Raw genomic sequence first — 24,494 nt, 5'->3', positions numbered from 1 at the left:
AATGTACTTAAAATTCTTTAATAGGAGAGATAATTGCATTAATCAGGTGGATTATCATTTTTACTCATGAAATTTGATCTTCTTTTTTCAAAAATTATCAAATATGTACTCAGCTTTTTAATCATATTTTTTGGGGTGACTCCTGTATTTGCTGGTGCCAATGTGGCAGTTAAGGGTGAAGGAGACGAAGTTCCAAGTTATGTTCGTTCTGATATCACAGGATTCGATTTTCATGGTGAAGACTTACATCTTTCCTCTATCGCTGGTGCAATGGCAAGAGATGCTGATTTCAGTAACGTCGATCTTCATGGAACAACACTAACTTTGTCAGACCTCAAAGGTTCCAACCTTAATGGTGTAGATCTTACTGATACACTTTCGGACAGGGTTAATTTTCAGAAGACCGATCTTAGAAATTCCATTTTAGTAAATATGATTGCATCAGGTAGTAGTTTTGCTGGTGCTCAAATTGAAGGAGCTGATTTTACATTTGCGATTCTTGACAGTGAAGATCAAAGAAATCTCTGTAAAATAGCTGACGGTGTGAATCCAACTACAGGAGTTTCTACTAGGGCTAGTCTTGAATGTAAAGGAGATAAACCTTCTATACCTGCAGCGTAAAATCTAAGAATCGATCGAAATTATTTGTTAATAAAAAAGAGGATTACTTGCAATTCTCTTTTTCTTAGTTTTCTTAAAAAAAGAGACTTTATTTATCGTGAAGAATTTTTGGCCACATCGATCTAGGGCAAAAGGCTTCTCAATTCAAAACCTTGCTCGTAAATATCGTTTAAATATCTCCAGCTCCAACGTTTCTTTAAATGAGCCTTCAAATCAACTTATTGATGAAAGTAATTTAATATCTATGAAAGAAGAATGTGAAAAGAACTCGATTGCTAATCTATCTATCAAAAAAATACATTGGGCTAATAGAGACTTTTCAGAATATAAGAAGGCAGCTTGAACTCTATTTTTTTGAAGAAATATTTTTTGTAAGAGGAATTGTTGATAAAACAAAAGATACTACGAATAATACTGTAATAGCAACAAGGCTCCAAAAAGTTAGATTAGATAGCTCTAATTCTCCAAATGAGACTGTTAGGTAAAAATTCAATTTACTCATGATTTATCTTTTTAAGTTTAGCAATAATTAGATTTTTTTTAATTATTAATTTTCGTCTTTCAAGATTTACACATATTTTTTCTTTCCATCTCCACTTATCTTGTAAATCCCTCCTTTTGGTCCAACATATAGCATTTCGCCATTAATTTTTGATTTACCAAATTTACTTAATCTAGATCTATGAATATCGGCTTTTTCTCTTAGCTCATCCTCTGAATACCATGTACCTAAAGGGATGTTTTTGTAAGGATCAAGTAAAAGAGAATTTGTAAATTCTTCAGATATCCTTTCTCGACGAACATTGATATTCTTGAACCTTTTCTTGAATCTTTCTATTAAAGTCTTTCTATTTGACAATTTTTTTCTCTTTTTTAAAGTTAAGAATATATAAAAAAAGAATACTATTATTAATATTGGAATCAATTTCACTATTGATTATTATGATCTTATCTAATTAAAGCAACTTCTAGGAATAAAGCCAGTCAAATGAAGATTGTCAAATTGAGTTCTCTTTCATTTGTTTCTTTATTTTCTCTTGATTATCAAGTCGAAGCCTAGATCTGTTTTCTTTGAAAGTATTTCTTTTTTTAAAATACCTTTTTTAAATAAACTGATAATGGTTATTATTGACTCAACAAAAAGAGAAATAGTTGAAATAATTAGGATTATAAAATTATATGTAATAGAATTATTATTGTTTTTTTTGGAATCTTTATACTCTCGCTTTTTCATTTTAGTAAGGCCCGTAATGAGTTGAGCATTCAGCACCGCAATATGCACCTATATTAATCGCTTGCTCTAAATTTAGCTTTGCTGAGAGAGCAGTAGTCACAGCCCCCGCGAAACTGTCCCCACAACCATAGGTGTCTATTTCTTTAGAACTAGGCGTAATGGGCTTGTATTTAATATTTTCAGGAAAAATTGTTCCACCTGAGTCTCCTTTTGTTGAAATGTATATGTCTGGTTTAGGTTCAAGTTCTTCGTAATTTATCTTTTCACCAGGATCAAGACCACTGCCAATCAATGCATTGAGTTTTACTTTTGAATCCTTTAGGGTTTGTTGACCTGTTCGGGGAGTTGCAGAGAGGAATCTAGCTTTCCTAGCGAATCTTATTCCTTCTTTGTCAGTAGCGGTAATGAAAACACCATCGTAATTTTTCAAGTCACTCCAAGGTAAATTATCAGAACCGATTGGCTGTAATCTTTCTCCAATAACTGTAATTGCTCTTTCTCCCTCTTTGCTGATTAGGCTAATACCTTTTCTGGTTGGTTTCTCTCGCCAAGCTACTTTTAAATTTAAACCAAGTTTAGTAAGTCTTTCGTAGCATTTTTCACCATAATTGTCTTTGCCCAATGATGTGATTAAGTCAACAGGGTTATTTATTAGCCTTGCCATCTGAACAGCTGCGACTGCCGCACCACCTGCTGCTTCTTCAAAGCAATCTTTTGCATGCGAAATTTGTCCCGCTAATGGGAGCTGATCAACCTTTAGGAATGTTACCCATTCGACATGACCGATCACCGCTAATTTAAGGTTAGGAAGGCTAAGTATTTCTTTAGGGGCATCAATTTTCATTCGCAATATATTATATTATTTCTAATATAGTAAGTTAGTTTCATATGTAGAACTATGATATTTTTTTATTCATAAAACAGACAAACTTTATAATTCTTCTGATATATTATTTCTTATTAAATTAAAAATTACTTATGGTAAGACAGATTAAATGGTTGAAATGGATTTATTTGTTTTTGGCTATATTAGGAGCCGTTTTGCCTACACTTGCAAATATTGAATTTGCAAAAAGCTATGGACCTGCTTTTGATATTCAATTATTTATAGAGTTAGCTAATAATAATCCAGCTTCTCAGTCATTATCTAGAGATCTTTTTATAGGGTCATCAGCTGTATTCGTTTGGATAATTTCTGAATCAAAGAGATTAGAGATGAAAAATCTATGGATTGTAATATTGACTACATTTACAATCGCATTTGCTTTTTCAGCTCCTCTTTTTCTATATCTAAGGGAATTAAGAATTGAAGAGATGAATAGGAATTAAATTAAATATTTTATTATTTAATATTTTTAGATATTGGTACTAAAAGTATACAAAGAATACTAACAATTAACCATAGTTGAAGGGCAGTGTCATAGGTGTCAATTAATTTTCCTGCCATCCAACGTACTGTTAAAGAACTAATGCCAAAACATTGTGAATATAAGGCTATGGCTGACCCTTGATATTTAATGGGAGCAGAATTTATAATTGCATCTGAAGCAGAGGGTAAAAATATACATAGAGATATTGTTAGTGGTATGAAAGCTATAAGTATTAATAGATATCCGTCAAGTAAGAAATTTGAAAGTGACAAAAAAATAAAACCTATGAGTAGAGATATTAAGCATAATCTGAATTTAAAAGGTGAATTTTCGTTTCTTAAAAAATAACCCACTGGCCATTGAAAAAAAGCAAGTAAAATGAGTTTAATTGTTAATAATGTAGCCACTTTTTGGTCTGTGAATGGTGGCCTTATTATACCTCCGTTCGCTAAATCTATAGGAAGGATGCTTTGTAATAAACTCATTATTCCTGTTACAAATAGAGTTATTAATAATAAAGGTAGTAAACTTATTATCCATTTAAGATTGTATTTTTTTTCAAGAGATTTATATTTAACATTTAAATCGTCTTTGATCTTGAAAGCAATTTGGTTTCTACTTGTGTCTAGCTTATTTAATAATATATTTAATATATATAACATGCATAAAATATCTATTAAATATATTATTCTTGGGAATTCAAAATAAGATCCTATAGTACCAAGTAAGACCCCTAATGTGACTCCAATTGCATCAGCACTTCTTGCAAGAGAATAACCTTCACTTGATTTTATTTTGGTATTGCAATTTGATGGAATAGCTAATTCCGCAGAAGGCCAATATATTCCAGCTGCAGCTCCTAAGAAAAACTGACCACAAAGGAAAGCTAAGAAATTTTGCGAATAAAAAAGTATAAAATCCGATAAAATTGCAAATAAACATGCAACTTTAATTGCTTTTATAGAGCTAAATTTTTTGTCAAGTAAATATCCCGTCCCAAATCTTGTCGTTATTCCAGCAAATGCAGCTGTGGTTATTCCTCTTCCGATTTGCTCTGCTGAAAAACCTAAACTATTGAATATTATCGGACTTAAATACAATACCCCTCCTGCTCCTATTGCTGTCCATAAACGAGCTTTTATGATTAGTCTTAGAGATACAGGGAATTTCTCCCAATAATTGCTAACACTAGAAGTTGAGAACAAATTCATTCATTAAAAAATTAGTTGTTCTTGGAACAGTTGGAAGCTTACTAGCTCCTTATTGTTTTTATCCAAAACTTCAAGCAGCAGAGAGATTTGAAATTCATTTCGATGGAATGTCCATCCCAATTTCGATAAAAGAATTGATTGATTGGAGTAATGGTGCAGAGGAAAAAAATTCTGAATTAGCTAGTTGGCTTAATTTACTTGGCTTTAAGGAAAGGAAAGGTTTGGCAAAGTTTTTAAGTACACCGTTGGTAAGAGATAAAAGTATGGCAAGACAAATTTTGAGAAGTTGGTCAGGACGAAAATTGCTTGATGAAGTAAGTGATCTAATACTTATGGATGAAGACAGCTCAGGCGAAAGTGTTCTCGATACTCTAGAAAAACTTTTAAATGAAAAAGATGAGGTGACAACTTTTGATCTTTTAAATGCTCTCTCTGTTAAAGCAATTCACATTGATTTGGATGGGTGGATTGAAGTAGCTAATAATTGGAGAAGTGAGTTAAAGAAACAACAGAAACTCATAACTGATTTAGTCTCAATTAATGATTTATCAGTTAAGAGAGAGACAATGAATGTTTTACCTCTTGAAATAAAAGAAACCGAATATGAATTAATTTCCTTAACTGTTTCTCATCGAAAAGAGCCTTTAATTTTAGAGGTTTGGAACCCATCTTTTAGGAAGAAAAATAGAAAAAATTGGGTTCTTTTAATGCCTGGTTTAGGAGGAGATCGTAATCATTTTAATTGGCTTGCAAGAAGTCTTAGTCACAATGGTTGGCCTGTTGTTGTCTTGGATCATCCAGGTAGTGACTCATTAGCATTGGAAGCCTTGGTGAGAGGAAGACTACCTTTACCAGGTGCTGAAACAATTCCTGAACGTTTGAACGATATCGATAGTATCCTCAAGGCAAAAAAATCAGGAACAATTGATTTATTGGCAGAGAATGTTGTCTTGATGGGGCATTCGTTAGGAGCCCTCACAGCTATTTTGGCTTCAGGAGTAAAAATAGATGATCAACTTGAAAATAGATGTCAGGAGGTACTTGATAATCTTTCTCTTTCTAATTTATCTTCACTTTTACAATGTCAACTAATAGATATTACTTTGTCAGATACTAATGGTATAGAAAATCTTTCAGCTATTGTTGGTATGAATAGTTTTGGGAGTTTTTTGTGGCCAAAAAATTTAGAAAATAAAATAAATATTCCTCTTTTCCTTACAGGAGGAACTTTTGATTTAGTTACTCCTTCTATTAGTGAACAACTAGGATTAATGCTTGCTTTGAGTTCAAGCCCATTAAGTAGAGTCCTTTTAATTGAGAGAGCTAGCCATTTTTCACCTATTAGAGTAGAGGGACAAATGAATCAGTCTAGAGGTAAGGATTTATTTAATCTAGGAGAATCAATAGTTGGATATCATCCACTTTCTGTTCAGAGCTTATTAGCTTTTGAGATCATCAACTTCCTAGAAAAATTAGAAGAGAATAAAACAGTCCCTTTGAACATGAATTTAACTAAAGGCGAGCTTAAGTTTCATATCTTAGACAGTAATATAATTGAACAACTTATCAATATTCAATAACTAACCCTTGGATCAATATATGCAATAGCGATATCTATACAAACACTAATCATTACAACAAGGCTAGATATTACAACAACTATTCCTTGTACAACAGGATAATCTCTTTGATTTATAGCTTCTTGAAGTCCAAGAGCTATTCCAGGCCATGAGAATGTTATTTCAATTAAAAGTGCTCCACCAACTAAAGAAGAAACTGTTAAGCCAGTAATTGTCAATATGGGGAGAAGAGTATTTGGTAAGGCATGTTTAACTAATACTCTGGAGTTATTTATACCTCTACTTTTGGCGGCTTCAATGTAATCTTTTTTTAAAACTTCTTCTAGATTTAATCTTAATGCTCGACTAAATATTCCGCTTAATAAGATCCCTAGAGTGACGGAGGGTAATATTAAATGTTGAATAGAACTAAAAATGATTTCAACGTTTTTATCTAAAATACTATCTAAAAGTAAGAAACCAGTGATTGGGGGCGGAGGAATAGCTCCAGGAGGTAATCTTCCACCAATGGGTAACCAACCTAAAAAAACAGCGAAGATAATTTGAATTAACATTGCTGCCCAGAAAGGGGGGAGAGCATAGGTTCCAATGCCAAAAATCCTTCCTGAAAAATCTATTTTGCTTTCTGGCTTAACTGCTCCTAAAAAACCAATTAAATAACCTACTAATGATGCTATTAATATTGAAAATATAGCTAATTCCAAACTTGCTGGAAGAGCCTTTGAAATAATTACTTTTACAGGTTCTTGTGTGTTTAATGAGATTCCTAAATTTCCATGAATTAATTGATTTAAATATTCAATATATTGATTAATTAGAGGCTTATCTAATCCAAGTTTAATTCTTAGGCTTTCCCTTGCAAATTCATTCGCTCGAGTGCCTAGAATTGCATCTACCGGATCGCCTGGAGCAATTCTTAATAATATAAAAACTAAGCTCGAAATGATCCAAAGCATTATTGGCAATAAAGTTAATCTTGAAAGAATATATTTGAAAAGTGACTTTTTAGTTGACAAAACTAGTCTCTTTCTAAGTTTTTCAGGATAATTACCCCATCTTTTGAAAATTCTGGTTGGCTTATATCTTTTAGAGACCAAGCTTTAGGATTAACGAGCCAAATTGGTAAGTAGGCACCTCCTTGTGCTGCAAGTTTTTCAACTTTTATTAAATTATTTAGTCTGTTTTCTCCATCTAGTTCTTCACTTTTCTCCAAGAGTTCTTGTAATTTTTTATCACCCCAAAAACTACCACTGAATACAGCTTCACCCTTGAGGCAAGAATTATTATTTAGTTCATTACAACTTAGTAAGGGAGTTAAATATGCTTCTGGGTCAGGATATGCCCCAGTCCAATCTAATATAACCGCTTCAAAAGCCCCTTCGGAAAGTTGTTTGTAGACTGTGGTTGACTCAATTCCATTTAAAGTTATTTCTAAACAATCAGATAAATCTCTTTTGATTTGATCTCTCCAAGTAAGGGCAAGTAATTTATCTGCAGGTACATTAGATCTAAATGTTAATGGAATAGAAAGAATCTCTGTTCCACAGTAGCCTTCTTTTTTTAATAAAGATCTTGCAGTATTAGGATTATATTTAGGCCATGGCTTAAATTCTTTTTTATGTAGTTGAGGAGGCACAATTGATCTTAGTGGTTCTCTTGTTCCGAAACTTACTTGTTGACTAATTAATTCTCTATCAATAGTGTAGGAAAGAGCCTTCCTAACTACTTTATTTTCTAAAGGTAATTTATTGCTTTTAAATGTAATGTATCCTATCTCTATTGGATCACCCTCTCCGGATTTTAGTTGATCTTTCTTAGCCATATTATTTAATGTTAATCGTTGCAAATCATCTATAGAATTTGAGATGAGGACGTCAACTTCCTTTGTTTTTATAGCTCCAAAAAGAGTACTAGAATTACTATAATTTATAAAGTTAATACCTTTATTTAGGGGTTTTTCTCCCCAATAATTTTTGAATGGCTTTATTATTTGTTGACTTGAGTTGAAACTTTCTAAGAAATAAGGTCCTGTCCCTACAAACTTTTTATTATTGAAACTATCTTTATAGTTTGAATATGAATCAGGAGAGACAGGAGTCAAATTTACTGATGTTAAAAGACTTGCTAATGAACTCGATGGTTTTTTTAATTTTATTCTTAAAAGAAATTTTCCTTTGACTTCAATATCCTCTATTTTGTCATTTAATAGGTAATTTAAAGTTCCAATTTTTCTGAATCGATTAAGACTAAATGCCATCGCTTCTGCATTGAAAATACTTCCATCGTGAAAAGAAATATTTTCTTTGAGTGGAATATCTATTAGCAAACCATTCTTACTTACTTTTGGTAAATCTTTAGCTAAGCTTGGTGATAGATTCCCTTCCTTATTTATTTTGTATAGAGTATCTCCAAGAGCGCTTAATATTTGTAATGTCCTGAGTGTATTTGCTTGAGCAGGATCAAGTGATTCAATTTTACCTGCACTTGCAACAATAATATTTTCTCTTTTCTTGTTTTGGGCACAAGATAACTGTAAAAGTATTAGGAGAATACTTGATATTTTTAAAATATTTTTTATACAATTTAACATTAACATTTAGTATGAGTTTTTATAATTAATTCTACATGAGTAAAATATTTATTGATTTGGAGATACTTGTTTAATTGATATCTCGAAGACAGGGGATCCATTAGGATTAAGTGGCCATTCTCTGACCCAACATTTTTCGTAGGCATTATCTATACCTAATACTTGAAAAAGTTCTTCTTGATTCTTTATATAAACACAATCTCCTTGATTAATATTTTTTTCTGTTTCTTTTCTGGTTTTCTCAATTACGTTTTTGGATGTTTTCATGGTTTAGTTTCGAAAAGAAATTTAAGTTAAAATTTCTTTTGTTCTTTTATATAATTAGCAACTTAATTTCGATTTGACTAGCTTTCGTTAGCTAAAGGCAACCCATCTTTGCTGCAATTCTCTTGACTTGTGGCAAGTTTTCTATATCTAAAAGAGCCTCTTCAAGTTTTCCTTGATTGATTTTGTGAGTAATGACTACTATCTCTGCTTTTTTATCTTTTGCGTCAAATTGCACAATTGATTCAATAGATATTTTCTTCTTTCCAAAAATAGTCCCGATTTCTCCAATTACACCTGGACTATCTTCTGCGATAAGCCGTATGTAATTCTTTTTAGTTATTTGTTCCTTTTCTGCTATGTGACAACTTCTCCAACCTTTTGCTGATAGAAGAGGATCTAAGCTAAAGATTTTGTCTTCACTCATAGACTGAATACCGGCAATGTTAAGTATGTCTGCAACAACAGCTGATGCCGTTGGGCCGGAACCTGCACCTGGTCCGAAAAACATTACTTGGCCAATGGGATTTCCTTCTACAAGAATTGCATTGTTAACTCCATTTACGCCTGCTAATGGATTGTCTTCAGGTACTAATGTTGGCTCAACCCAAACGGAGAGTGGTTGACTGTATTCTCTGCTTGGTTGAGTTTCTCCTTTCTCAGATATTGCTAAAAGCTTGATTCCATAACCTAACTTCCTAGCATAGCTAACATCTATATCCTCTAGTAGGTTTATTCCAGTTGTTGGTATTTTAGCTCTATTAATCGCTCCTCCAAAAGCAAGGCCACTAAGAATTGCAATTTTGTCAGCTGCGTCTGATCCCTCTACATCAGCCGCAGGATCACTTTCTGCATATCCAAGGACTTGGGCATCTTTTAAAACTTCAGAATAATTAACTCCTTCTTTATCCATTCTGGTGAGTATGTAATTAGTTGTTCCATTTATTATTCCGCTTACTTTTGTTATCTGATTCCCTCCTAAAGATTGTTTTAAAGGCTCAATTATTGGAATTCCTCCTCCAACTGCTGCTTCAATGAGGACATAAACCCCAGAGGCTTTTGCTTCATTTGAAATCTCTTCACCATGTCTTGCAATTACTGCTTTATTAGCAGTAACAACAGATTTACCTGCTCTTATCGCTTGGATAATTAATGATTTGGCTGGCTCTATACCGCCCATTACTTCAACAACTATTTGAATATTGGGATTATTAATTATTTCAGTTGGGTTTGTTGTAAGTATTGAATCTGGGATGGATATATTTCTTTTCTTTTTGAGGTTTCTTACTGCGACACTTACAAGTTCAAGTTCTCCAACCAAAGGATGTCTATCTTTTGGTTGGCTTATGATATTTGCGACACCCTGGCCAACAGTTCCTAGGCCAAGTAAACCGATACCAACTTTTTTCATGTTCTTATAGAGCGATAATTTTGTTTAAATCTTATTTATTCATTGTCAGAGCTAGGTATTGAGAGTTTTTTGGCTTGAGCTTTCATCTTAAGGAATATGTTGAGAAAACCATTCGCTCTCGATGGCGTTAAGCTTTTATTTAATCCTGTCATCTCAATAAATTTCTCATCTATAGAGAGTACTTCAAAAGGTGTTAGATCATTCAGACCTTTTATCAGAAAAGCTAGCAACCCTTTAGTTATGAGGGCATCAGAAAATCCTTTCCACTGGATTTTTCCATTTAAAAGAATTCCAAGAACATACACTTCTGAAATGCATCCTTTTACTTGAGTGGATGCTAGTTGAAGATCTTCATCTAGTAACGGCAAACTTTTTCCTAGCCATAAAATATATTCGTAGCGTCTTTTGGCATCTGAAGTTGATTGTAGACGCTCTATAAGATTGTCTAATGAATCACTCCCATAAGTATTGATGAAAGATTTTTCTTTGATTTCAGTCACCTCTTTAGATCAATCAATTTACTTATCCTAAAGCTTAACTAATTAATTAGTTGCTTCAATTTGATGTAGACCTTTTTCGCTAATCCAACCATTAAATGGCACGTCCCATTTTTCTCTGGGTAATGGTTTTTTAGATATGCAATTATTACTGATGACTAGAAATGATGGTATTGAAAACCACAAATCTTTCTGTCGAAGACGATCAAAGTATCCTCCCCCATAACCTAATCTGTAACCATCTCGATCTATCGCTATTGCGGGAACAAATAGGATAGACATATCATTAGGGTTAATGGCATTATTTTTCGTTGGTGCAGGAATACTGTTTGAATCTATTTCTAGTTGATTGTTTGACCAATGATGATAGCTTATACCACTGCTTTTAGCACTAGAGGGTAAAGCAACTTTTAAACTATTAATTTCTTTGATAAATCTTATATCCACTTCACCTTTTAATGGCCAATAAATTCCTATATATTTCCCTTCAACATGATATTTATTTAAAAGTATATTTAATGCTGATTTGACATTTAACTTTATTTCCTCATGAACTAAAGGTGGATTTGAGTTACGGATTAAATTATATTTCTTTCTTAAATTCTTTTTTCTTGATTTAACCTCATCATAAATATTTTTCATAAAAAGTATATTTTAACTACAAATTAAATTATTTAAGATAAATTCCGGTAAGAGCTATTGCTAGTGCATCTGCGGCATCATCTGGCTTTGGTGGTGAAGTGATACTGAGTTCATTCATAACAGAATTTAACACCTCATTCTTGTCGGAATGACCATAACCAGTGATAGCAAGTTTGATTTGCATTGGGGGGAATTCTTGAATCGAAAGCTTGTACTTTCCTAAAGTCATCATTATCACTCCGCGAGCCTGAACAACACTAATTGTTGTGCTAGAGCGGTAGAAAAAAAACTTTTCTACCGCTGCAGAATTGGGATTCCATTTTTTTATTATTGAGCTCAAATCATTTGAAATTTCTACAAGTCTTTCTTCTTCTTTTTGTGTTGATTTTGTCTCTATAATTCCGCAATCAATCATTATTTTTTTTCCTTCTATTTCGTCAATAATTCCGTAACCTACCCTTGCTAGCCCTGGATCGATTCCTATTATTCTCACTTAGTTAGCGGTGGCTAGTTCGAATTCAGATACATCATCACTTTCATTCCTTTCAAATACTTTGCAAAAAGCTTTTATTACTCTATCTCCAGAATCAACTTGTTCAAGAGGATCTTTTCGAAGCCTATGTCTTAAAGCTGTCGACACGACACGAGCAATATCTTCTTCAGTTACTTCTTTTCTCCCTTCAAAGGCAGCAAGGGCTCTAGCTGCTCTATTTGTTACGATATCTCCTCTAAGTCCATCAACGTCAAGTTCACCACAAACTGCTGAAATCCTTAGTCTGAGATCTTCATCGATAAAAACCTCGTTAAGTATATTTTGAGCATCAACAACTTTTTGTTGAAGTGATGCTTGTTTCTCCTGAACCGAATCGCTAAAAGATTCAGGATCATTATCAAAGGCTGTACGTTGATCAACTACTTGAACTCGAAGTTTTGCCTCCCTTACTGTTCTTACTTCTACACTCATCCCAAAACGATCAAGTAACTGAGGCCTTAATTCTCCTTCCTCAGGGTTGCCTGAACCAATAAGTACAAACCTTGCAGGATGTCGAACCGAAATACCTTCTCGTTCAACTGTATTCCACCCTGATGCGGCAGAGTCTAAAAGTACGTCAACAAGGTGATCATCTAGCAAGTTGACTTCATCAACATAAAGCAACCCTCTGTTTGCTTTGGCTAGCAGTCCTGGTTCAAAAGCTCTAACCCCCTCACTAAGGGCCTTTTCAATATCAATAGTTCCGCAAAGTCTATCCTCAGTGGCACCTAAGGGTAGATCAATCATCGGAACTTGTTTTTCACCTTTTTGAATGTCACTACCACTGTCTATTCGCTCCCTGACATCATTGCTTTGAAGGTCTGGATCCTCAAGAGAGCTGTTGTAGGGATCTCCTTCAACGACTTCAATCGCAGGTAATAGATCTGCAAGTGCTCTTATGGTTGTGGACTTTCCCGTACCTCTATCACCCATTATCATTACTCCGCCAATTCTCGGGTCAATAACATTTAAAAGAAGCGCTAGCTTCATTTCTTCTTGTCCAATCACTGAAGTGAATGGAAAAACTCTGCGTTTTCTAGTTGAACTCACTTTCTTATTACTGGTAAGAAGATTGTTTCATAAACAGGCCTCTTTAGATTGATAAAGTTCAAAAAAAAAAATGATAATGAATTGCAAAAGTTTTTTTTAAGTCGGTAAAAAATCTAATTTGGATTACTTGATTTCTGATCTAGGCTTAGAAAAGGAACTAACTCTGCCGATAAATTTCTTATCAACTCAGTTGATCTCGGATCATTAAATGGACCTTCAACTATAAAACTTGCGAAGGCTCTTGAATTATTAGGAGTTTGAATTAGAGCAGTATCTGAATATGAGATACCAATATCACCAGTTTTGTTGTGAACTAGATAACCTTTTAATGAAAGATGATAGTCTGTGTCTTTAGATTCTTTCCCAAGACCTCTTAAGATTCCTGAGGGTATTAATGTATTTGTTTTTGATTTGCGCATTATTTCTCTGAAAATATCTCTAGAACTAACATTAAGTAGATAACCATTATCAACAAGAGCCATTGCCAAAGATAGATCCTTCGTTGATGTGAGATTCGTGCCATCTAGATCAGGAAGATAGTTATTTATTTGTGTATTATTTAATCCAATTTCTTTCAATTTTTGATTCACTATTTTGATACCTCCCAATCGTTTTATTAGTAGATTAGTTGCTGTATTATCGCTAACTCTAATCATTTCTGAGGCTACTTCATAAACGGGGAAATTCTTACCAATTTCTTCATATGCCATCCAGCCTGATCCACCACCGATTAAATCTTCTGAAAGTATCAACTTTTCATTCCAAATTATTTCTTCACTCTCTAGCATTCTAAGTAAAACAATTAGAATAGGGACCTTAATACTGCTTGCCGCAGAACGCCTTATGTCAGATTTTATTTCTGCATAGACTTGATCATCTAATGATATAAAAAAAGCACTAACTTCTAAACCTGGGTTTTTGACTATATGGGTTTCCCATTTATTAATTAATATTTCTAGTCTTTCAAAATTTTCTAATTTATCATTGTAAAATGATAATAGATTGGATTTTCTAGTTAGTAATTCTTTTTTAACTGACCTTTTAGATTTCCCAGTTATATTGATTCCTTTGTTTATTTTATGGCTTTGATTAATGGGACCTAATATTCTTAGAAAACTACCAAGTAAAATTGATAAGCCTATGCTTGTTAAAAATATATTCGTTATTACTTTGAGCTGCCTTTTCACTTTAAAATGAAAGAATATAAATCTTTGCTATTTATTGTAGCTTGTTATTTTGATTAATCATTTTTATTTTTAATCTTCCATCTTACTTGGCTAATTATCCCTCTAATTAGTGCAACTTCATCATCTTTTATCTCACCTCTTAAGAGTAATTGTTTGATTTTCGTCATTTTAGCTTTGTAGGTATGTTTCATCAAGAAACCAATATCAAGCAAAAGAGTACCTGCGTCATTAATACAATCTTCTAATTTAATTAAATTCGCAGGAGTTCTTGTTTTGCTATTGTTTTTTAATAAATCAAGATCATTTAATTGATTGAATTGATGAAGAACAATTGCTACTGCATGTGAAAGATTTAATGATGGATAATGCTCACTTGTATTAAGACTAACTACTTTATTTGCTTTTAGAAGCTCTTCGTTAGATAAGCCCCTGTCTTCTCTTCCAAAAACTAAAGCTATTGTCTCTTCTCTTTCTGATCTAAGAGCCCAACTCAATGCATCTTTATTTGAATTAAGTGGGATTTCTCCATGTTCTTTTCTACCGCAAGTGGCAATAATTCTTGAGCAGTCTGAAAGTGCTGTATTTAGATCTTCATACACTTTTGCATTCTCTAATATCTTTAATCCTCTTACAGCCATCTTTTTTGCTTCTTGAGCTAAATAATCGCATTTAGGTGAAACTAGTCTTAATTCATGAACACTAAAGTTTTCACATAGTCTTGCAACACTGCCAACATTTATTGGCCCTGCTGTTTCTACAAGTATTACTTTTAGGTTTTTATTTATAGCCAAAATTAATTGAGTGAATGCATATACTCCAATAAATCAGCCATTGATTGAGGCTCGATTTCAAAACTTGGCATGGGTGGAGTCAATCCTCGAATAACTTGATTAATAATCTTTTTATCACTCATCTCTTGAGTAACTTCATGGAGGTCGGGCCCTACAAATCCTTGAGCTGAGATCCCATGGCATCCGACACAATTGATTTTAAATAATTTACTTCCTGATAAAGCTTCACCTTGAATAGATAAAGTTTCAGTTATGAAAGGATCTTGCTTGAAGTCCCCCATTCTCCAAAAAAGAATTAATAGTACGAGAGTGACAGTAGATAATAAAAATATTCTCCAAGAGCTGATTTCTTGGCCCTCCTTAATTAATGCTTTTGATGACGGAATATTCACTAAAACCTCTTTGACATGAAAGAATTGTTTTTAGTAATCATGAAGATGCGAGCCAATGATTGAGCCTCTGCTATGTGGGATTGTTCTTGGACTAGTTCCCATAACATTATTAGGCCTTTTTGTTAGTGCATGGAATCAGTATCGTCGTAGCAGTTCAATGCCTGATTGGGAATAAGAAAAATGAGAGAGGTGCTTCCATAAAATTTCTCTTTATTTAATCTCCACCCATTATGTATTCTTGGCATTGATTTTGACGAGCATTCGCATATCAAAGTAGATGATTCTTTAATCCATTCTTTAGACAATAAAAGTTCTTGAGTAATTTCATATAATTCTGATTCGTATGGAGGATCAAGAAAAACAAAATCAAACTTTTCAGGGTTTTGGCAATCTTTAACAAACTGAATTTTTCGATTTTTTGGACCCTTTTTGAGAAATGAGATCAATTCATTGCATAAGACTTCAATATGTATTGATTGATGCATAGTATTTGATACATCGATAAGGTTTTTTTTGCATATTTTTGCAGTTTCCCTCTGCTTTTCAATTGCAAGAACCCTCTTTACTCCTTTTTGTAGAGCCTCACATGCTACTGCTCCACTTCCACTACAAAGATCTAGCCAACTTGCTCCTCTAAGCTTGTTCCCAAGAATATTTATTAATGCCTCTCTTACTTTTGAGGAGGTCGGTCTTGTCTTTTGGCTTAAAGGACTTTCTATCCTTTTCCCAGACATTAGTTTCAATTTCCCTTTCAAACTAAAATTTGTTTTTTTTCAACCAATTAATCCAATTAAAAATAAGTTTTTGTCCTGCAACTCCTGATTTTTCAGGATGAAACTGACATGCACCAGTATTTTTATGCCAGACCATAGATGATACATCAGTTTTACCAAATTTTGTTATGGCTACTGTGTTTTTTGGTTCTAAAGGACATGCTGAGTAGGAATGGACGAAATACATCCAATTAGAATCAGGATAATTCTCTAGAATAGGACATTCATTTGTTTTATATATTGGAGACCAACCAATATGAGGAATCCTTTCATCTTTTTCTTGAGGTAATCTGCGAATATGACCCTTGATAACTCCTAATCCTTCTGAAGTCCCCTCGTCACTAGTCTCAAATAAAAGCTGTAATCCTAAACAAATACCAATAAGTGGTTTGCCATTATTTATCCAGTCAATGATTGAAGGTACTAGTTCAGTTTTTTTTAAATTCATCATGGCAGGATCATAAGCACCAACTCCGGGAAGAATTAAAGCATCACAAGACTGGAGTGTTTTGATATTAGAAATAATATCTAAAGGCTGATGAAACCTTTTAAATGCTTGTTGAACGGAAAAAAGATTACCCATTCCATAATCTATTAATCCAATTTTTGTCAAAAGATTTACCTTTGAATCATTTGAATTGGGCTCTAAAAATTCTAAATTATGAGTTTAGAGATGTTTGGAAATTGTTCCTGAGAGGGTGGCTTTTGGGACTGCTCCCACAACAGTATCTACTTTCTGACCTCCTTTGAAGATCATCAAAGTTGGTATGCTTCTGATCCCATACTGACTAGCAACATTAGGATTCTCATCGGTGTTCAATTTAAAAACTTTTATTTTCCCTTCAAAATCTTTTGAGATCTCTTCAACAATTGGAGCAACCATTCTGCATGGTCCGCACCAAGGGGCCCAGAAATCAACCAAAACAGGCACATCGCTCTGGAGGACTTCTTGTTCGAAAGAGGAATCAGTTACTGCAGAAGCTGTTGACATACCTTAGAAATCTTTAGAGCTTGATCATAACAATTGTATTTTGACTATAAAAAGTTTTGCTGCCATTTTTAAACGAAGTTTGAATATTGATTTGTTTCCTTTTGAAAGAAAAAACCCGAACAAGTCGGGCATTTTTAAGTGTGAGGAGTGTGAGAGTAAAGGCTCTCACTACCCAATTCTAGTCATTATTTTTAAATGTGAAATCTTTCGGTAGCTTTATTTTCCCATCCCAAGCTGTTGTGCTTTTTGGTAAACCTTTCCTTCTGTTAACAAAGAAGGTGCAATAACTACCTCAACATTTTGCATTTCCTTGATATTCCTAGCTCCTAGGGTCCCCATTGAGGTTTTTATAGCTCCTAATAAATTGTGGGTTCCGTCATCAAGAATTGCCGGTCCACAAAGAATACTTTTTAAAGAACCAGTTGTTCCAACTTGAATCCTAGTACCTCTTGGTAGAACAGGACTTGGAGTTGCCATACCCCAATGAAAACCTTTACCAGGAGCTTCCTCAGATCTTGCGATAGGGGAACCAATCATCACTGAGTCGGCACCACATGCAATGCATTTACAAATATCCCCACCAGTGATAATTCCACCATCAGCAATAATTGGAATGTATTTCCCGCTTTCTTTTTGAAAATCATCCCTTGCAGCAGCACAATCAGAAATAGCAGTTGCTTGAGGGATCCCAACCCCTAATACTCCTCTTGAAGTGCATGCGGCTCCAGGGCCAATTCCAACCATTACAGCTGCTGCTCCTGCTTTCATAAGCTTTAAAGAGACTTCATAAGTAACGCAATTACCTACAGCAACGGGTATACCAATGTTTTTGCAAAGATCATAAAGGTCAAGGTTTTGACTACCCTCTTCACCCAGATGTTCTGTTGAAACTACAGTCGCCTGAAGAAAAAATAAGTCTGCATCTGAAGCTTTGACTAAATTTTTATACTTAATAGCGGCTAATGGGGTCCCGCTTACAGCAGCAATACCCCCACTATTTTTTATTTCTTTAATTCTTTTTAAAATTAATTCTTCTTTGATCGGCTTCTTGTAAATTTCTTGCATTAGAGGAACAAATTCCTCTTTCCCGATTGATTGGATTTTTGTTAGGACTTCTTTTGGATCTTCATATCTTGTTTGTACGCCTTCTAGATTTAAAACACCTAGGGCTCCTAATTTTGACAGGCCTACTGCCATATTTACATCTACAACACCATCCATTGCACTTGCGATTATTGGAATATCTCTCTTGATTCCACCAATTTCCCAGTTGGTTTTTGTGATTCCAGGGTCAACTGTTCTTCCTCCTGGAACTAATGCAATTTCATCAATCCCGTAGGCTCTTCGAACAGTTTTGGTGCGTCCTAGTTGAATATTCACACCTAAATTTTGTAAGTTCTCGTCAAACTACCAACTGAAGTGCCAAATTGAGCAAATGTTGGGAATAGATAATCAAGATTTTGCTTGTTTTTCAAATTTACTAGATGATTTCGAAATGCTTTGATGGGCATTTATATCATTTTTATGTAATTGTTGATTTTGTTGGAGGTGATTTACTTTCAGATATATGGTTATTCACTTTAAAAGGTTTATTAATGCTCAGATGCTCTTATAATTGGTAAAACCTTTAAGTATGGCTGATCCATTGGGACCTAATAGTACTGGTCCTGGGGAATCCGACGATCGGATCATACAGACTGACTTGAGAAACGAAATGTCGCGTTCCTACTTGGAATACGCGATGAGTGTAATTGTTGGGAGAGCTTTACCTGATTCGAGGGATGGACTTAAACCAGTTCATAGAAGGATTCTCTATGCGATGTATGAACTTGGCCTAACTAGCGATAGGCCTTACAGGAAATGCGCACGTGTGGTTGGAGAAGTTTTAGGTAAATTCCATCCTCATGGTGATACAGCCGTTTATGACGCCTTAGTCCGAATGGCGCAAGATTTTTCCATGCAGATGCCTTTAATTGATGGGCATGGGAATTTTGGATCTGTGGATAATGATCCTCCTGCCGCAATGAGATATACAGAATCCAGATTACAATCTTTAACCACTGATAGCTTGCTTGAAGATATTGAATCTGAAACAGTTGATTTCGCCGATAACTTTGATGGATCTGTACAGGAACCAACAGTATTGCCGGCAAGAATTCCACAATTGTTATTAAATGGATCGTCAGGAATAGCTGTAGGTATGGCGACCAACATACCTCCACATAATTTGGTCGAATTGATTGATGGATTGATGGCTTTAATTTCTAATCCTGAGTTAGAAGAAATAGAGTTAATGAATATAATTAAAGGTCCAGATTTTCCTACTGGTGGGCAGATACTTGGCAGGAGTGGAATTAAGGAAACATATCTTTCTGGTAGAGGTTCAATCACCATGCGTGGAGTCGCTGAAATAGAAACAATTGAAAATCCAGGTAGACCAGATAGAGACGCAGTGGTAATTACTGAACTTCCGTATCAAACAAATAAAGCAGGATTAATTGAACGAATCGCTGATATGGTTAACGATAAAAAACTTGAAGGTATTGCAGACATTAGAGATGAAAGTGATAGAGATGGTATGAGAATTGTTGTTGAATTAAGAAGAGATTCTTATCCTCAAGTTGTTTTAAATAATTTGTTTAAACTTACTCCTTTACAGACTAATTTCAGTGCAAATATGCTTGCATTAGTTAATGGTGAGCCTGTTATATTGTCACTTAGAAAGATGTTGCAAGTGTTTTTAGATTTTAGAGTAGAAACTATTGAAAAAAGAACTAAATATCTCTTAAAGAAGGCAGAGAGCAGAGATCATATATTATTAGGATTATTATTAGCTTTAGATCAGCTGGATGAAATAATAAGTCTTATCAGATCAGCTTCAGATTCGGCTACTGCTAAACAGAAATTACAAGATTTGCATGGCTTAACAGATATTCAGTCTGATGCTATTTTGCAGATGCAGTTAAGAAGGCTGACCGCTTTAGAGGCAGATAAGATAAGACTTGAACATGAGGATTTAGTTAGAAAAATAATAGATTATAAAGATATTTTGAATAAAAAAGAAAGGGTACTTGAAATAACAAAAATAGAATTAAATGAAATAAAAGAAAAATATAATATCTCAAGAAGAACAGAGATTCTTGATCTTGGTGGAGGCCTTGAAGATATTGATTTAATTGCGAATGAAAGGTCAGTCGTCTTGTTGACCGAGACAGGATATTTAAAGAGGATGCCTGTTAATGAATTTGAAGCAACAAGTCGAGGGACTAGAGGTAAAGCAGGAACCCGAAGCCAAGGAGAGGAAGAGGTGAAAAAATTTATTAGTTGTAATGACCATGACAGCCTCCTCCTTTTTAGTGATAGAGGCATTTCCTATGCTCTACCTGCTTACAGAGTTCCTCAATGTAGTAGATCTGCAAAAGGTACTCCTATTGTTCAATTACTTCCAATTCCACGGGAAGAAGCTATTACTTCATTGCTTTCTGTGAGCTCATTTGATGATGAAAACTACTTATTGATGCTTACTAGGGGGGGGTATATAAAAAGAACACCTCTTTCAGCTTTCAGCAAGATCAGAGCAAATGGACTAATTGCAATAGGTTTAGAGGATGGTGATGCTTTGACTTGGGTTCGACTAGCTGAGTCTGGAGATAGTGTTTTGATTGGTTCCAAAAATGGAATGACAATTCATTTTAGATTAAATGACTCTGAATTACGCCCTTTAGGCAGATCAGCAAGAGGAGTTAAGTCAATGAATCTTAAGTCTGGAGATTCCCTTGTAAGTATGGATGTTTTGTCTACTGAGTTGGCTGATCACGTTGATAAAAGTGAAGAAGATGAACTACAGGATGAATCTTCTGAATCTGAAGGTCCTTGGGTACTTGTTGCTTCTGGAAGCGGACTAGGAAAAAGAGTTCCTATGACACAATTTCGCTTGCAAAAAAGAGCAGGAATGGGTTTAAGAGCCATAAAATTCAGAAAAGATGGAGATGAACTTGTAGGTTTAAGGGTTTTAGGCAAAGGAGAAGAATTATTATTAGTCAGTGAAAGAGGAGTAATTGTTAGAACTAGCGCAGATAAAATCTCACAACAATCTAGAGCTGCAACTGGAGTAAGAATACAGAAGCTTGATAATGGCGATAAGTTATCGGATGTTGTTTTAGTTCCTCCCGAACAAATTAATGATGATGATAATGAAAAAGAATCATCCACAACTAAGGAATCAATAAATACCGATCCAACGTCAAAAAATTGAAATTGAATAATGTCGCTGATGTATTAGTTTTGGGAGCAGGACCAGCTGCTCTTTGCATCGCTGCTGAATTGGTTCAACACGGACTTGATGTTCAGGCAATAGCTTCTAAGTCTCCTTTAGAACCTTGGCCAAATACCTATGGGATCTGGGCCTCTGAACTTGAGTCTTTAAATATGCAAGAATTATTGAAATATAGATGGAATGATACTGTTAGTTTTTTTGGAGATGGATTAAGTAAAAAGGGTAATAATTGTACAAATCATTATCTTGATTACGGCCTCTTTAATTCAATTAATTTTCAGGAGGCTCTTCTTGAGAGATGTAATGGACTTTCTTGGCAACTAGAAACAGTCAATAATATTGATTTTAGTGAAAGAGAGACAGTTGTTATTTGTACTTCTGGCAAAAAATATGTTGCTAGGCTCGTAATTGATGCAAGTGGTCATAAAACTCCTTTTATCAGGAGGCCGAAGCATGATCAAATAGCTAAGCAAGCGGCCTATGGGGTAGTTGGAAAATTTAGTTCTCCCCCTGTAGAGAAAAATCGTTTTGTGTTGATGGATTTTAGATCAGACCATTTAAATGGCAAGGAATTAGAAGAGCCACCTTCTTTTCTTTATGCTATGGACCTTGGAGATGGGAGTTATTTTGTAGAAGAAACATCTTTGGCGTGTGCCCCACCAATTTCATTTGAATCATTACAAGCCAGATTAAATTTACGACTTTCTAATAAAGGTATTCGAATTGACGAAATCTTCCATGAAGAACATTGTCTTTTCCCGATGAACTTGCCATTGCCCTATAGAGATCAACCTCTTTTGGCCTTTGGAGGCTCGGCCAGCATGGTTCATCCTGCTTCGGGATATCTTGTTGGATCCCTTTTAAGGAGAGCACCCTCATTAGCAAGCGAAATAGCAAAAGTAATTAAAAAAGACCCTCTTATGCCTACATCTCAGATAGCTAGAAGAGGATGGAAAACTCTATGGACATCTGAATTAATTCAAAGACATCGTCTTTATCAGTTTGGACTTCAAAGACTAATGAGCTTTGACGAAACCTTATTAAGGTCTTTTTTTGATACTTTTTTTAAATTACCCAAAAAAGATTGGTTCGGATATTTAACTAATACACTTCCTTTGCCAAGACTGTTTATTGTTATGCTTAGATTATTTTATATTGCCCCATCCAAAGTCAGATTGGGAATGATTGGTTTCCTCATAAACAAGCGATAAAAAATTTAGCTTTTCTTTTTCCAATCAATATGAGAAATTAAAGGAAATATACAATCCTCTTTTTCTATTTCCTTAAGAGTTTTTTCATTGATATTTTTATTATCTTTTATTGCATTGAATAACATCCAAAATCGTTTTAGATGCAAATTTATTCTTTCTCTTGCCAGTTCGGTAGTAGTTCCTGCCTTAAGAATGAAGCTCCAGTCTGAAGACTGACATAGTAAAAGTTCTCTTCCAGCTTGATTAATGATTCTGATATTTGATTCTTCTATTAAACCTTCTGAACAAATATCTACCATTGCTCTTCCAGCTTTACTCCATTCATTAACAATCCATGCATTTGATTTGTTTAACCAATAATTATGAAAACCACCTTGTCCCCAACTAGATGGAGAAGGATTGCATAATTGGATTTTGGGTGTCGATTGAAGAGACTCCTTTAAAGTAATTAATTTAATACCTTCTTTTTTGGATTTGATAAATAAATGGGATAGGAATTTCGGCCCCTCAAACCACCAATGACCAAAAAGTTCTGCATCAAAAGGAGCGATTAATAATGGCTCTATTTGAATTGATTTTTCAAGTTTTATAAGTTGTTTCTTTCTTTCCTTTAAATAATTATCTGCATCTTTTTCAACACTTACATTTGCAGCTTCTGGGTCATATTTTTGTTTATTTTCTAAAGATGTATTTTGAGATGTAATTTTAAATAATTTGATCCCTAAGGGTCTTTTATCCTTGATTCCTATCTTTTTTAGGTTTTCTATTGATAAATCCCAGCCCAGGTCCCTATGAAATTCCCTGTAATTTGGATTGCCTGGGTAGCCATCTCTTGCTGACCAGACTGGAAGAGTTGATTCACTATCTCTACCAAAAAAAGCTACTCCTTTTCTTGTGCAAATTGGAGCATACAGACCATATCTTGGCCTTGGATCTGCATTCAATAAGCCATGACCATCAAGAACTGCATATCTCAATCCTGATTCAGCCATTATTTCATCTAAGCCTTCATAATATGCACATTCAGGTAACCAAATACCAAATGGAGCGGTCATAAAAAGACGCTTATGTTCAGTTACTGCTGTTTTTAATTGAGCCCTTACTGCTTCAGGATTTTCTCTTAAAAGAGGTAGATATCCATGTGTAGCTGCACAAGTGAGAATATCAACCACGTCTGATATTTGTAGTTTTTTAAATCTTCCTATTAGATCTCCTTTACAACTCTTCCAGCTTTCTAGTTGGCGTTTTAAGTGGTCTTTGAGATGAAGAACTGCTTTTATGCAGTCTGTTTCTAATGTATTGAGAACTTCTAATCTTATAGTTACCCATTCTTCAAATCGATTTTTCAGTACTTCATCTCCCAAAAGCGAAAGTAATGTAGGAGATAATCCTATTGTTATCTTAGGTGCCTGATCTTTTGATCTAGAGGCATTTTCAAGTGTTTCTAAAAGTGGTAAATAACATTCCGCTAAAGCTTGAAAGAACCAGTCCTCCTCTAATGAACCAGGTTCTTCTGCTCTTACGTAAGGTAGATGGGCATGCAGGACTATGGCGAGATTGCCTTTAGTCATTAAAACTCCCAGATTGTTGGATTTGATCCTTGGATACTTATACTCTTCAAAAGCACAAGTAAAGAAAAACTTTAAGTTATAATTTAAAACTAGTAGAATTTTATACTTTAAATATTGTATTATTTGTAATTTTTATTTGAATTTTAAATTTAATAAACAGTTTCTGTAATTATCTAACTATAATAAGATGAACTAAATAGTTAAAAATCTAATAGTTTTTGTATAAAATTAAGAGAAATATACTACAATTAATTCAATTCATATAGATCCTAATCAGGTCTAGTTATCTTTATATATTTC

Annotated in this window: 26 protein-coding genes; 7 read left to right on the top strand and 19 right to left on the bottom strand. The window is 34.2% G+C overall.

Annotation, left to right across the window (positions count from 1 at the left end):
* The first annotated feature begins 66 nt into the window (after window positions 1-66).
* Together EW15_RS07075 and EW15_RS07070 are read left to right on the top strand one after the other, a co-directional pair.
* A complete protein-coding gene (locus EW15_RS07075; protein ID WP_011824125.1) occupies window positions 67-621 on the top strand; it encodes a pentapeptide repeat-containing protein in 555 nt (184 codons plus the stop codon).
* 97 nt (window positions 622-718) lie between these two features.
* The gene (locus EW15_RS07070) at window positions 719-964 is read left to right on the top strand and encodes a hypothetical protein (protein ID WP_038653624.1); all 246 of its coding nucleotides are present in this window, start codon (window positions 719-721) and stop codon (window positions 962-964) included.
* A gap of 225 nt (window positions 965-1,189) precedes the next feature.
* Here the strand turns inward: EW15_RS07070 and EW15_RS07065 are convergent, their stop codons facing one another.
* Together EW15_RS07065 and EW15_RS07055 are read right to left on the bottom strand one after the other, a co-directional pair.
* Window positions 1,190-1,480, bottom strand: a complete 291-nt coding sequence (locus tag EW15_RS07065) for a hypothetical protein (RefSeq protein WP_225866545.1) — start codon at window positions 1,478-1,480, stop codon at window positions 1,190-1,192.
* A gap of 376 nt (window positions 1,481-1,856) precedes the next feature.
* Entirely contained in the window at window positions 1,857-2,699 is an 843-nt protein-coding gene (locus tag EW15_RS07055) for a PfkB family carbohydrate kinase (protein WP_038653616.1), read from the bottom strand.
* 134 nt (window positions 2,700-2,833) lie between these two features.
* On the opposite strand from EW15_RS07055, the gene EW15_RS07050 reads away from it, so the two are divergent.
* Window positions 2,834-3,184 carry a DUF2834 domain-containing protein gene (locus EW15_RS07050; protein WP_011824119.1) on the top strand — a complete coding sequence of 117 codons (351 nt, stop codon included), beginning with the start codon at window positions 2,834-2,836 and terminating at the stop codon, window positions 3,182-3,184.
* A 13-nt stretch (window positions 3,185-3,197) separates the two neighbouring features.
* Here the strand turns inward: EW15_RS07050 and EW15_RS07045 are convergent, their stop codons facing one another.
* The gene (locus EW15_RS07045; RefSeq protein ID WP_038653612.1) at window positions 3,198-4,436 is read right to left on the bottom strand and encodes an MFS transporter; all 1,239 of its coding nucleotides are present in this window, start codon (window positions 4,434-4,436) and stop codon (window positions 3,198-3,200) included.
* On the opposite strand from EW15_RS07045, the gene EW15_RS07040 reads away from it, so the two are divergent.
* Window positions 4,421-6,016: an alpha/beta hydrolase gene (locus EW15_RS07040; protein ID WP_038653609.1), complete on the top strand. Its 1,596-nt coding sequence runs from the start codon at window positions 4,421-4,423 to the stop codon at window positions 6,014-6,016. The two genes, EW15_RS07045 and EW15_RS07040, sit on opposite strands and share 16 nt — an antisense overlap.
* On the opposite strand, the gene EW15_RS07035 is transcribed toward EW15_RS07040, so the two are convergent.
* The 11 genes from EW15_RS07035 to EW15_RS06985 all read right to left on the bottom strand — a co-directional run bounded on the left by EW15_RS07035 (window position 6,010) and on the right by EW15_RS06985 (window position 15,372).
* Window positions 6,010-7,032 carry an ABC transporter permease gene (locus EW15_RS07035; RefSeq protein ID WP_038655355.1) on the bottom strand — a complete coding sequence of 341 codons (1,023 nt, stop codon included), beginning with the start codon at window positions 7,030-7,032 and terminating at the stop codon, window positions 6,010-6,012. The two genes, EW15_RS07040 and EW15_RS07035, sit on opposite strands and share 7 nt — an antisense overlap.
* A 2-nt stretch (window positions 7,033-7,034) precedes the next feature.
* Window positions 7,035-8,612 carry an ABC transporter substrate-binding protein gene (locus tag EW15_RS07030; RefSeq protein WP_038653606.1) on the bottom strand — a complete coding sequence of 526 codons (1,578 nt, stop codon included), beginning with the start codon at window positions 8,610-8,612 and terminating at the stop codon, window positions 7,035-7,037.
* Between the two features lie 42 nt (window positions 8,613-8,654).
* The gene (locus EW15_RS07025) at window positions 8,655-8,873 is read right to left on the bottom strand and encodes a hypothetical protein (protein ID WP_038653603.1); all 219 of its coding nucleotides are present in this window, start codon (window positions 8,871-8,873) and stop codon (window positions 8,655-8,657) included.
* Window positions 8,874-8,964: 91 nt separating this feature from the next.
* A complete protein-coding gene (locus EW15_RS07020) occupies window positions 8,965-10,281 on the bottom strand; it encodes a homoserine dehydrogenase (protein WP_038653600.1) in 1,317 nt (438 codons plus the stop codon).
* A gap of 35 nt (window positions 10,282-10,316) precedes the next feature.
* Window positions 10,317-10,781 carry a SufE family protein gene (locus EW15_RS07015; RefSeq protein WP_038653597.1) on the bottom strand — a complete coding sequence of 155 codons (465 nt, stop codon included), beginning with the start codon at window positions 10,779-10,781 and terminating at the stop codon, window positions 10,317-10,319.
* A 42-nt stretch (window positions 10,782-10,823) separates the two neighbouring features.
* Window positions 10,824-11,420 carry a 5-formyltetrahydrofolate cyclo-ligase gene (locus tag EW15_RS07010; RefSeq protein ID WP_038653594.1) on the bottom strand — a complete coding sequence of 199 codons (597 nt, stop codon included), beginning with the start codon at window positions 11,418-11,420 and terminating at the stop codon, window positions 10,824-10,826.
* Window positions 11,421-11,448: 28 nt separating this feature from the next.
* Window positions 11,449-11,913 (bottom strand): crossover junction endodeoxyribonuclease RuvC, encoded by a 465-nt coding sequence (gene ruvC, locus EW15_RS07005; RefSeq protein ID WP_038653591.1) that lies wholly within the window; start codon window positions 11,911-11,913, stop codon window positions 11,449-11,451.
* On the bottom strand, window positions 11,914-13,002 hold the full coding sequence (bchI, locus tag EW15_RS07000) for a magnesium chelatase ATPase subunit I (RefSeq protein ID WP_038653588.1): 1,089 nt from the start codon (window positions 13,000-13,002) through the stop codon (window positions 11,914-11,916). It abuts the gene before it with no gap.
* A gap of 113 nt (window positions 13,003-13,115) precedes the next feature.
* Entirely contained in the window at window positions 13,116-14,189 is a 1,074-nt protein-coding gene (locus tag EW15_RS06995; RefSeq protein WP_052041197.1) for a serine hydrolase, read from the bottom strand.
* A 53-nt stretch (window positions 14,190-14,242) separates the two neighbouring features.
* A complete protein-coding gene (locus EW15_RS06990; RefSeq protein WP_052041196.1) occupies window positions 14,243-14,980 on the bottom strand; it encodes an RNA methyltransferase in 738 nt (245 codons plus the stop codon).
* Between the two features lie 2 nt (window positions 14,981-14,982).
* Complete coding sequence (locus EW15_RS06985; protein ID WP_038653582.1) at window positions 14,983-15,372, bottom strand: cytochrome c; 390 nt, start codon at window positions 15,370-15,372, stop codon at window positions 14,983-14,985.
* A gap of 55 nt (window positions 15,373-15,427) precedes the next feature.
* Here EW15_RS06985 and petG point away from each other — a divergent pair, with 55 nt between their 5' ends.
* On the top strand, window positions 15,428-15,547 hold the full coding sequence (gene petG / locus EW15_RS10605; RefSeq protein ID WP_011294783.1) for a cytochrome b6-f complex subunit V: 120 nt from the start codon (window positions 15,428-15,430) through the stop codon (window positions 15,545-15,547).
* On the opposite strand, the gene rsmD is transcribed toward petG, so the two are convergent.
* The 4 genes from rsmD to EW15_RS06965 all read right to left on the bottom strand — a co-directional run bounded on the left by rsmD (window position 15,495) and on the right by EW15_RS06965 (window position 18,516).
* Window positions 15,495-16,106 carry a 16S rRNA (guanine(966)-N(2))-methyltransferase RsmD gene (rsmD, locus tag EW15_RS06980; protein ID WP_038655349.1) on the bottom strand — a complete coding sequence of 204 codons (612 nt, stop codon included), beginning with the start codon at window positions 16,104-16,106 and terminating at the stop codon, window positions 15,495-15,497. The genes petG and rsmD overlap by 53 nt on opposite strands.
* Window positions 16,107-16,128: 22 nt before the next feature.
* The gene (hisH, locus tag EW15_RS06975) at window positions 16,129-16,758 is read right to left on the bottom strand and encodes an imidazole glycerol phosphate synthase subunit HisH (RefSeq protein WP_038653579.1); all 630 of its coding nucleotides are present in this window, start codon (window positions 16,756-16,758) and stop codon (window positions 16,129-16,131) included.
* 54 nt (window positions 16,759-16,812) lie between these two features.
* On the bottom strand, window positions 16,813-17,136 hold the full coding sequence (gene trxA, locus EW15_RS06970) for a thioredoxin (RefSeq protein ID WP_038653576.1): 324 nt from the start codon (window positions 17,134-17,136) through the stop codon (window positions 16,813-16,815).
* A gap of 216 nt (window positions 17,137-17,352) precedes the next feature.
* Window positions 17,353-18,516, bottom strand: a complete 1,164-nt coding sequence (locus EW15_RS06965; protein WP_038653574.1) for a GuaB3 family IMP dehydrogenase-related protein — start codon at window positions 18,514-18,516, stop codon at window positions 17,353-17,355.
* A 253-nt stretch (window positions 18,517-18,769) separates the two neighbouring features.
* On the opposite strand from EW15_RS06965, the gene gyrA reads away from it, so the two are divergent.
* Together gyrA and crtL are read left to right on the top strand one after the other, a co-directional pair.
* Window positions 18,770-21,391 (top strand): DNA gyrase subunit A, encoded by a 2,622-nt coding sequence (gyrA, locus tag EW15_RS06960; protein WP_038655346.1) that lies wholly within the window; start codon window positions 18,770-18,772, stop codon window positions 21,389-21,391.
* The gene (crtL, locus tag EW15_RS06955) at window positions 21,388-22,623 is read left to right on the top strand and encodes a lycopene beta cyclase (RefSeq protein WP_038653571.1); all 1,236 of its coding nucleotides are present in this window, start codon (window positions 21,388-21,390) and stop codon (window positions 22,621-22,623) included. Before gyrA ends, crtL begins: the two co-directional genes overlap by 4 nt.
* 5 nt (window positions 22,624-22,628) lie before the next feature.
* Here crtL and EW15_RS06950 read toward each other — a convergent pair whose 3' ends face one another.
* Complete coding sequence (locus EW15_RS06950) at window positions 22,629-24,194, bottom strand: glycoside hydrolase family 57 protein (protein WP_038653568.1); 1,566 nt, start codon at window positions 24,192-24,194, stop codon at window positions 22,629-22,631.
* Window positions 24,195-24,494 lie beyond the last annotated feature (300 nt).

The sequence above is a fragment of the Prochlorococcus sp. MIT 0801 genome (assembly GCF_000757865.1).
Classification (GTDB): Bacteria; Cyanobacteriota; Cyanobacteriia; order PCC-6307; family Cyanobiaceae; genus Prochlorococcus_B.
The sequence above is the reverse complement of the archived record's forward strand: the minus strand, read 5'-3'. Positions and strand labels throughout refer to the sequence as shown.

Bases quoted from the DNA above. Each gene is read 5' to 3' on its own strand.
- EW15_RS07075 (WP_011824125.1), top strand. From the start codon at position 67: ATGAAATTTGATCTTCTTTTTTCAAAAATTATCAAATATGTACTCAGC.
- EW15_RS07055 (WP_038653616.1), bottom strand. From the start codon at position 2,699: ATGAAAATTGATGCCCCTAAAGAAATACTTAGCCTTCCTAACCTTAAA.
- EW15_RS07050 (WP_011824119.1), top strand. From the start codon at position 2,834: ATGGTAAGACAGATTAAATGGTTGAAATGGATTTATTTGTTTTTGGCT.
- EW15_RS07045 (WP_038653612.1), bottom strand. From the start codon at position 4,436: ATGAATTTGTTCTCAACTTCTAGTGTTAGCAATTATTGGGAGAAATTC.
- EW15_RS07030 (WP_038653606.1), bottom strand. From the start codon at position 8,612: ATGTTAATGTTAAATTGTATAAAAAATATTTTAAAAATATCAAGTATT.
- EW15_RS07025 (WP_038653603.1), bottom strand. From the start codon at position 8,873: ATGAAAACATCCAAAAACGTAATTGAGAAAACCAGAAAAGAAACAGAA.
- EW15_RS07020 (WP_038653600.1), bottom strand. From the start codon at position 10,281: ATGAAAAAAGTTGGTATCGGTTTACTTGGCCTAGGAACTGTTGGCCAG.
- EW15_RS07010 (WP_038653594.1), bottom strand. From the start codon at position 11,420: ATGAAAAATATTTATGATGAGGTTAAATCAAGAAAAAAGAATTTAAGA.
- petG (WP_011294783.1), top strand. From the start codon at position 15,428: ATGATTGAGCCTCTGCTATGTGGGATTGTTCTTGGACTAGTTCCCATA.
- rsmD (WP_038655349.1), bottom strand. From the start codon at position 16,106: ATGTCTGGGAAAAGGATAGAAAGTCCTTTAAGCCAAAAGACAAGACCG.
- trxA (WP_038653576.1), bottom strand. From the start codon at position 17,136: ATGTCAACAGCTTCTGCAGTAACTGATTCCTCTTTCGAACAAGAAGTC.
- gyrA (WP_038655346.1), top strand. From the start codon at position 18,770: ATGGCTGATCCATTGGGACCTAATAGTACTGGTCCTGGGGAATCCGAC.
- EW15_RS06950 (WP_038653568.1), bottom strand. From the start codon at position 24,194: ATGACTAAAGGCAATCTCGCCATAGTCCTGCATGCCCATCTACCTTAC.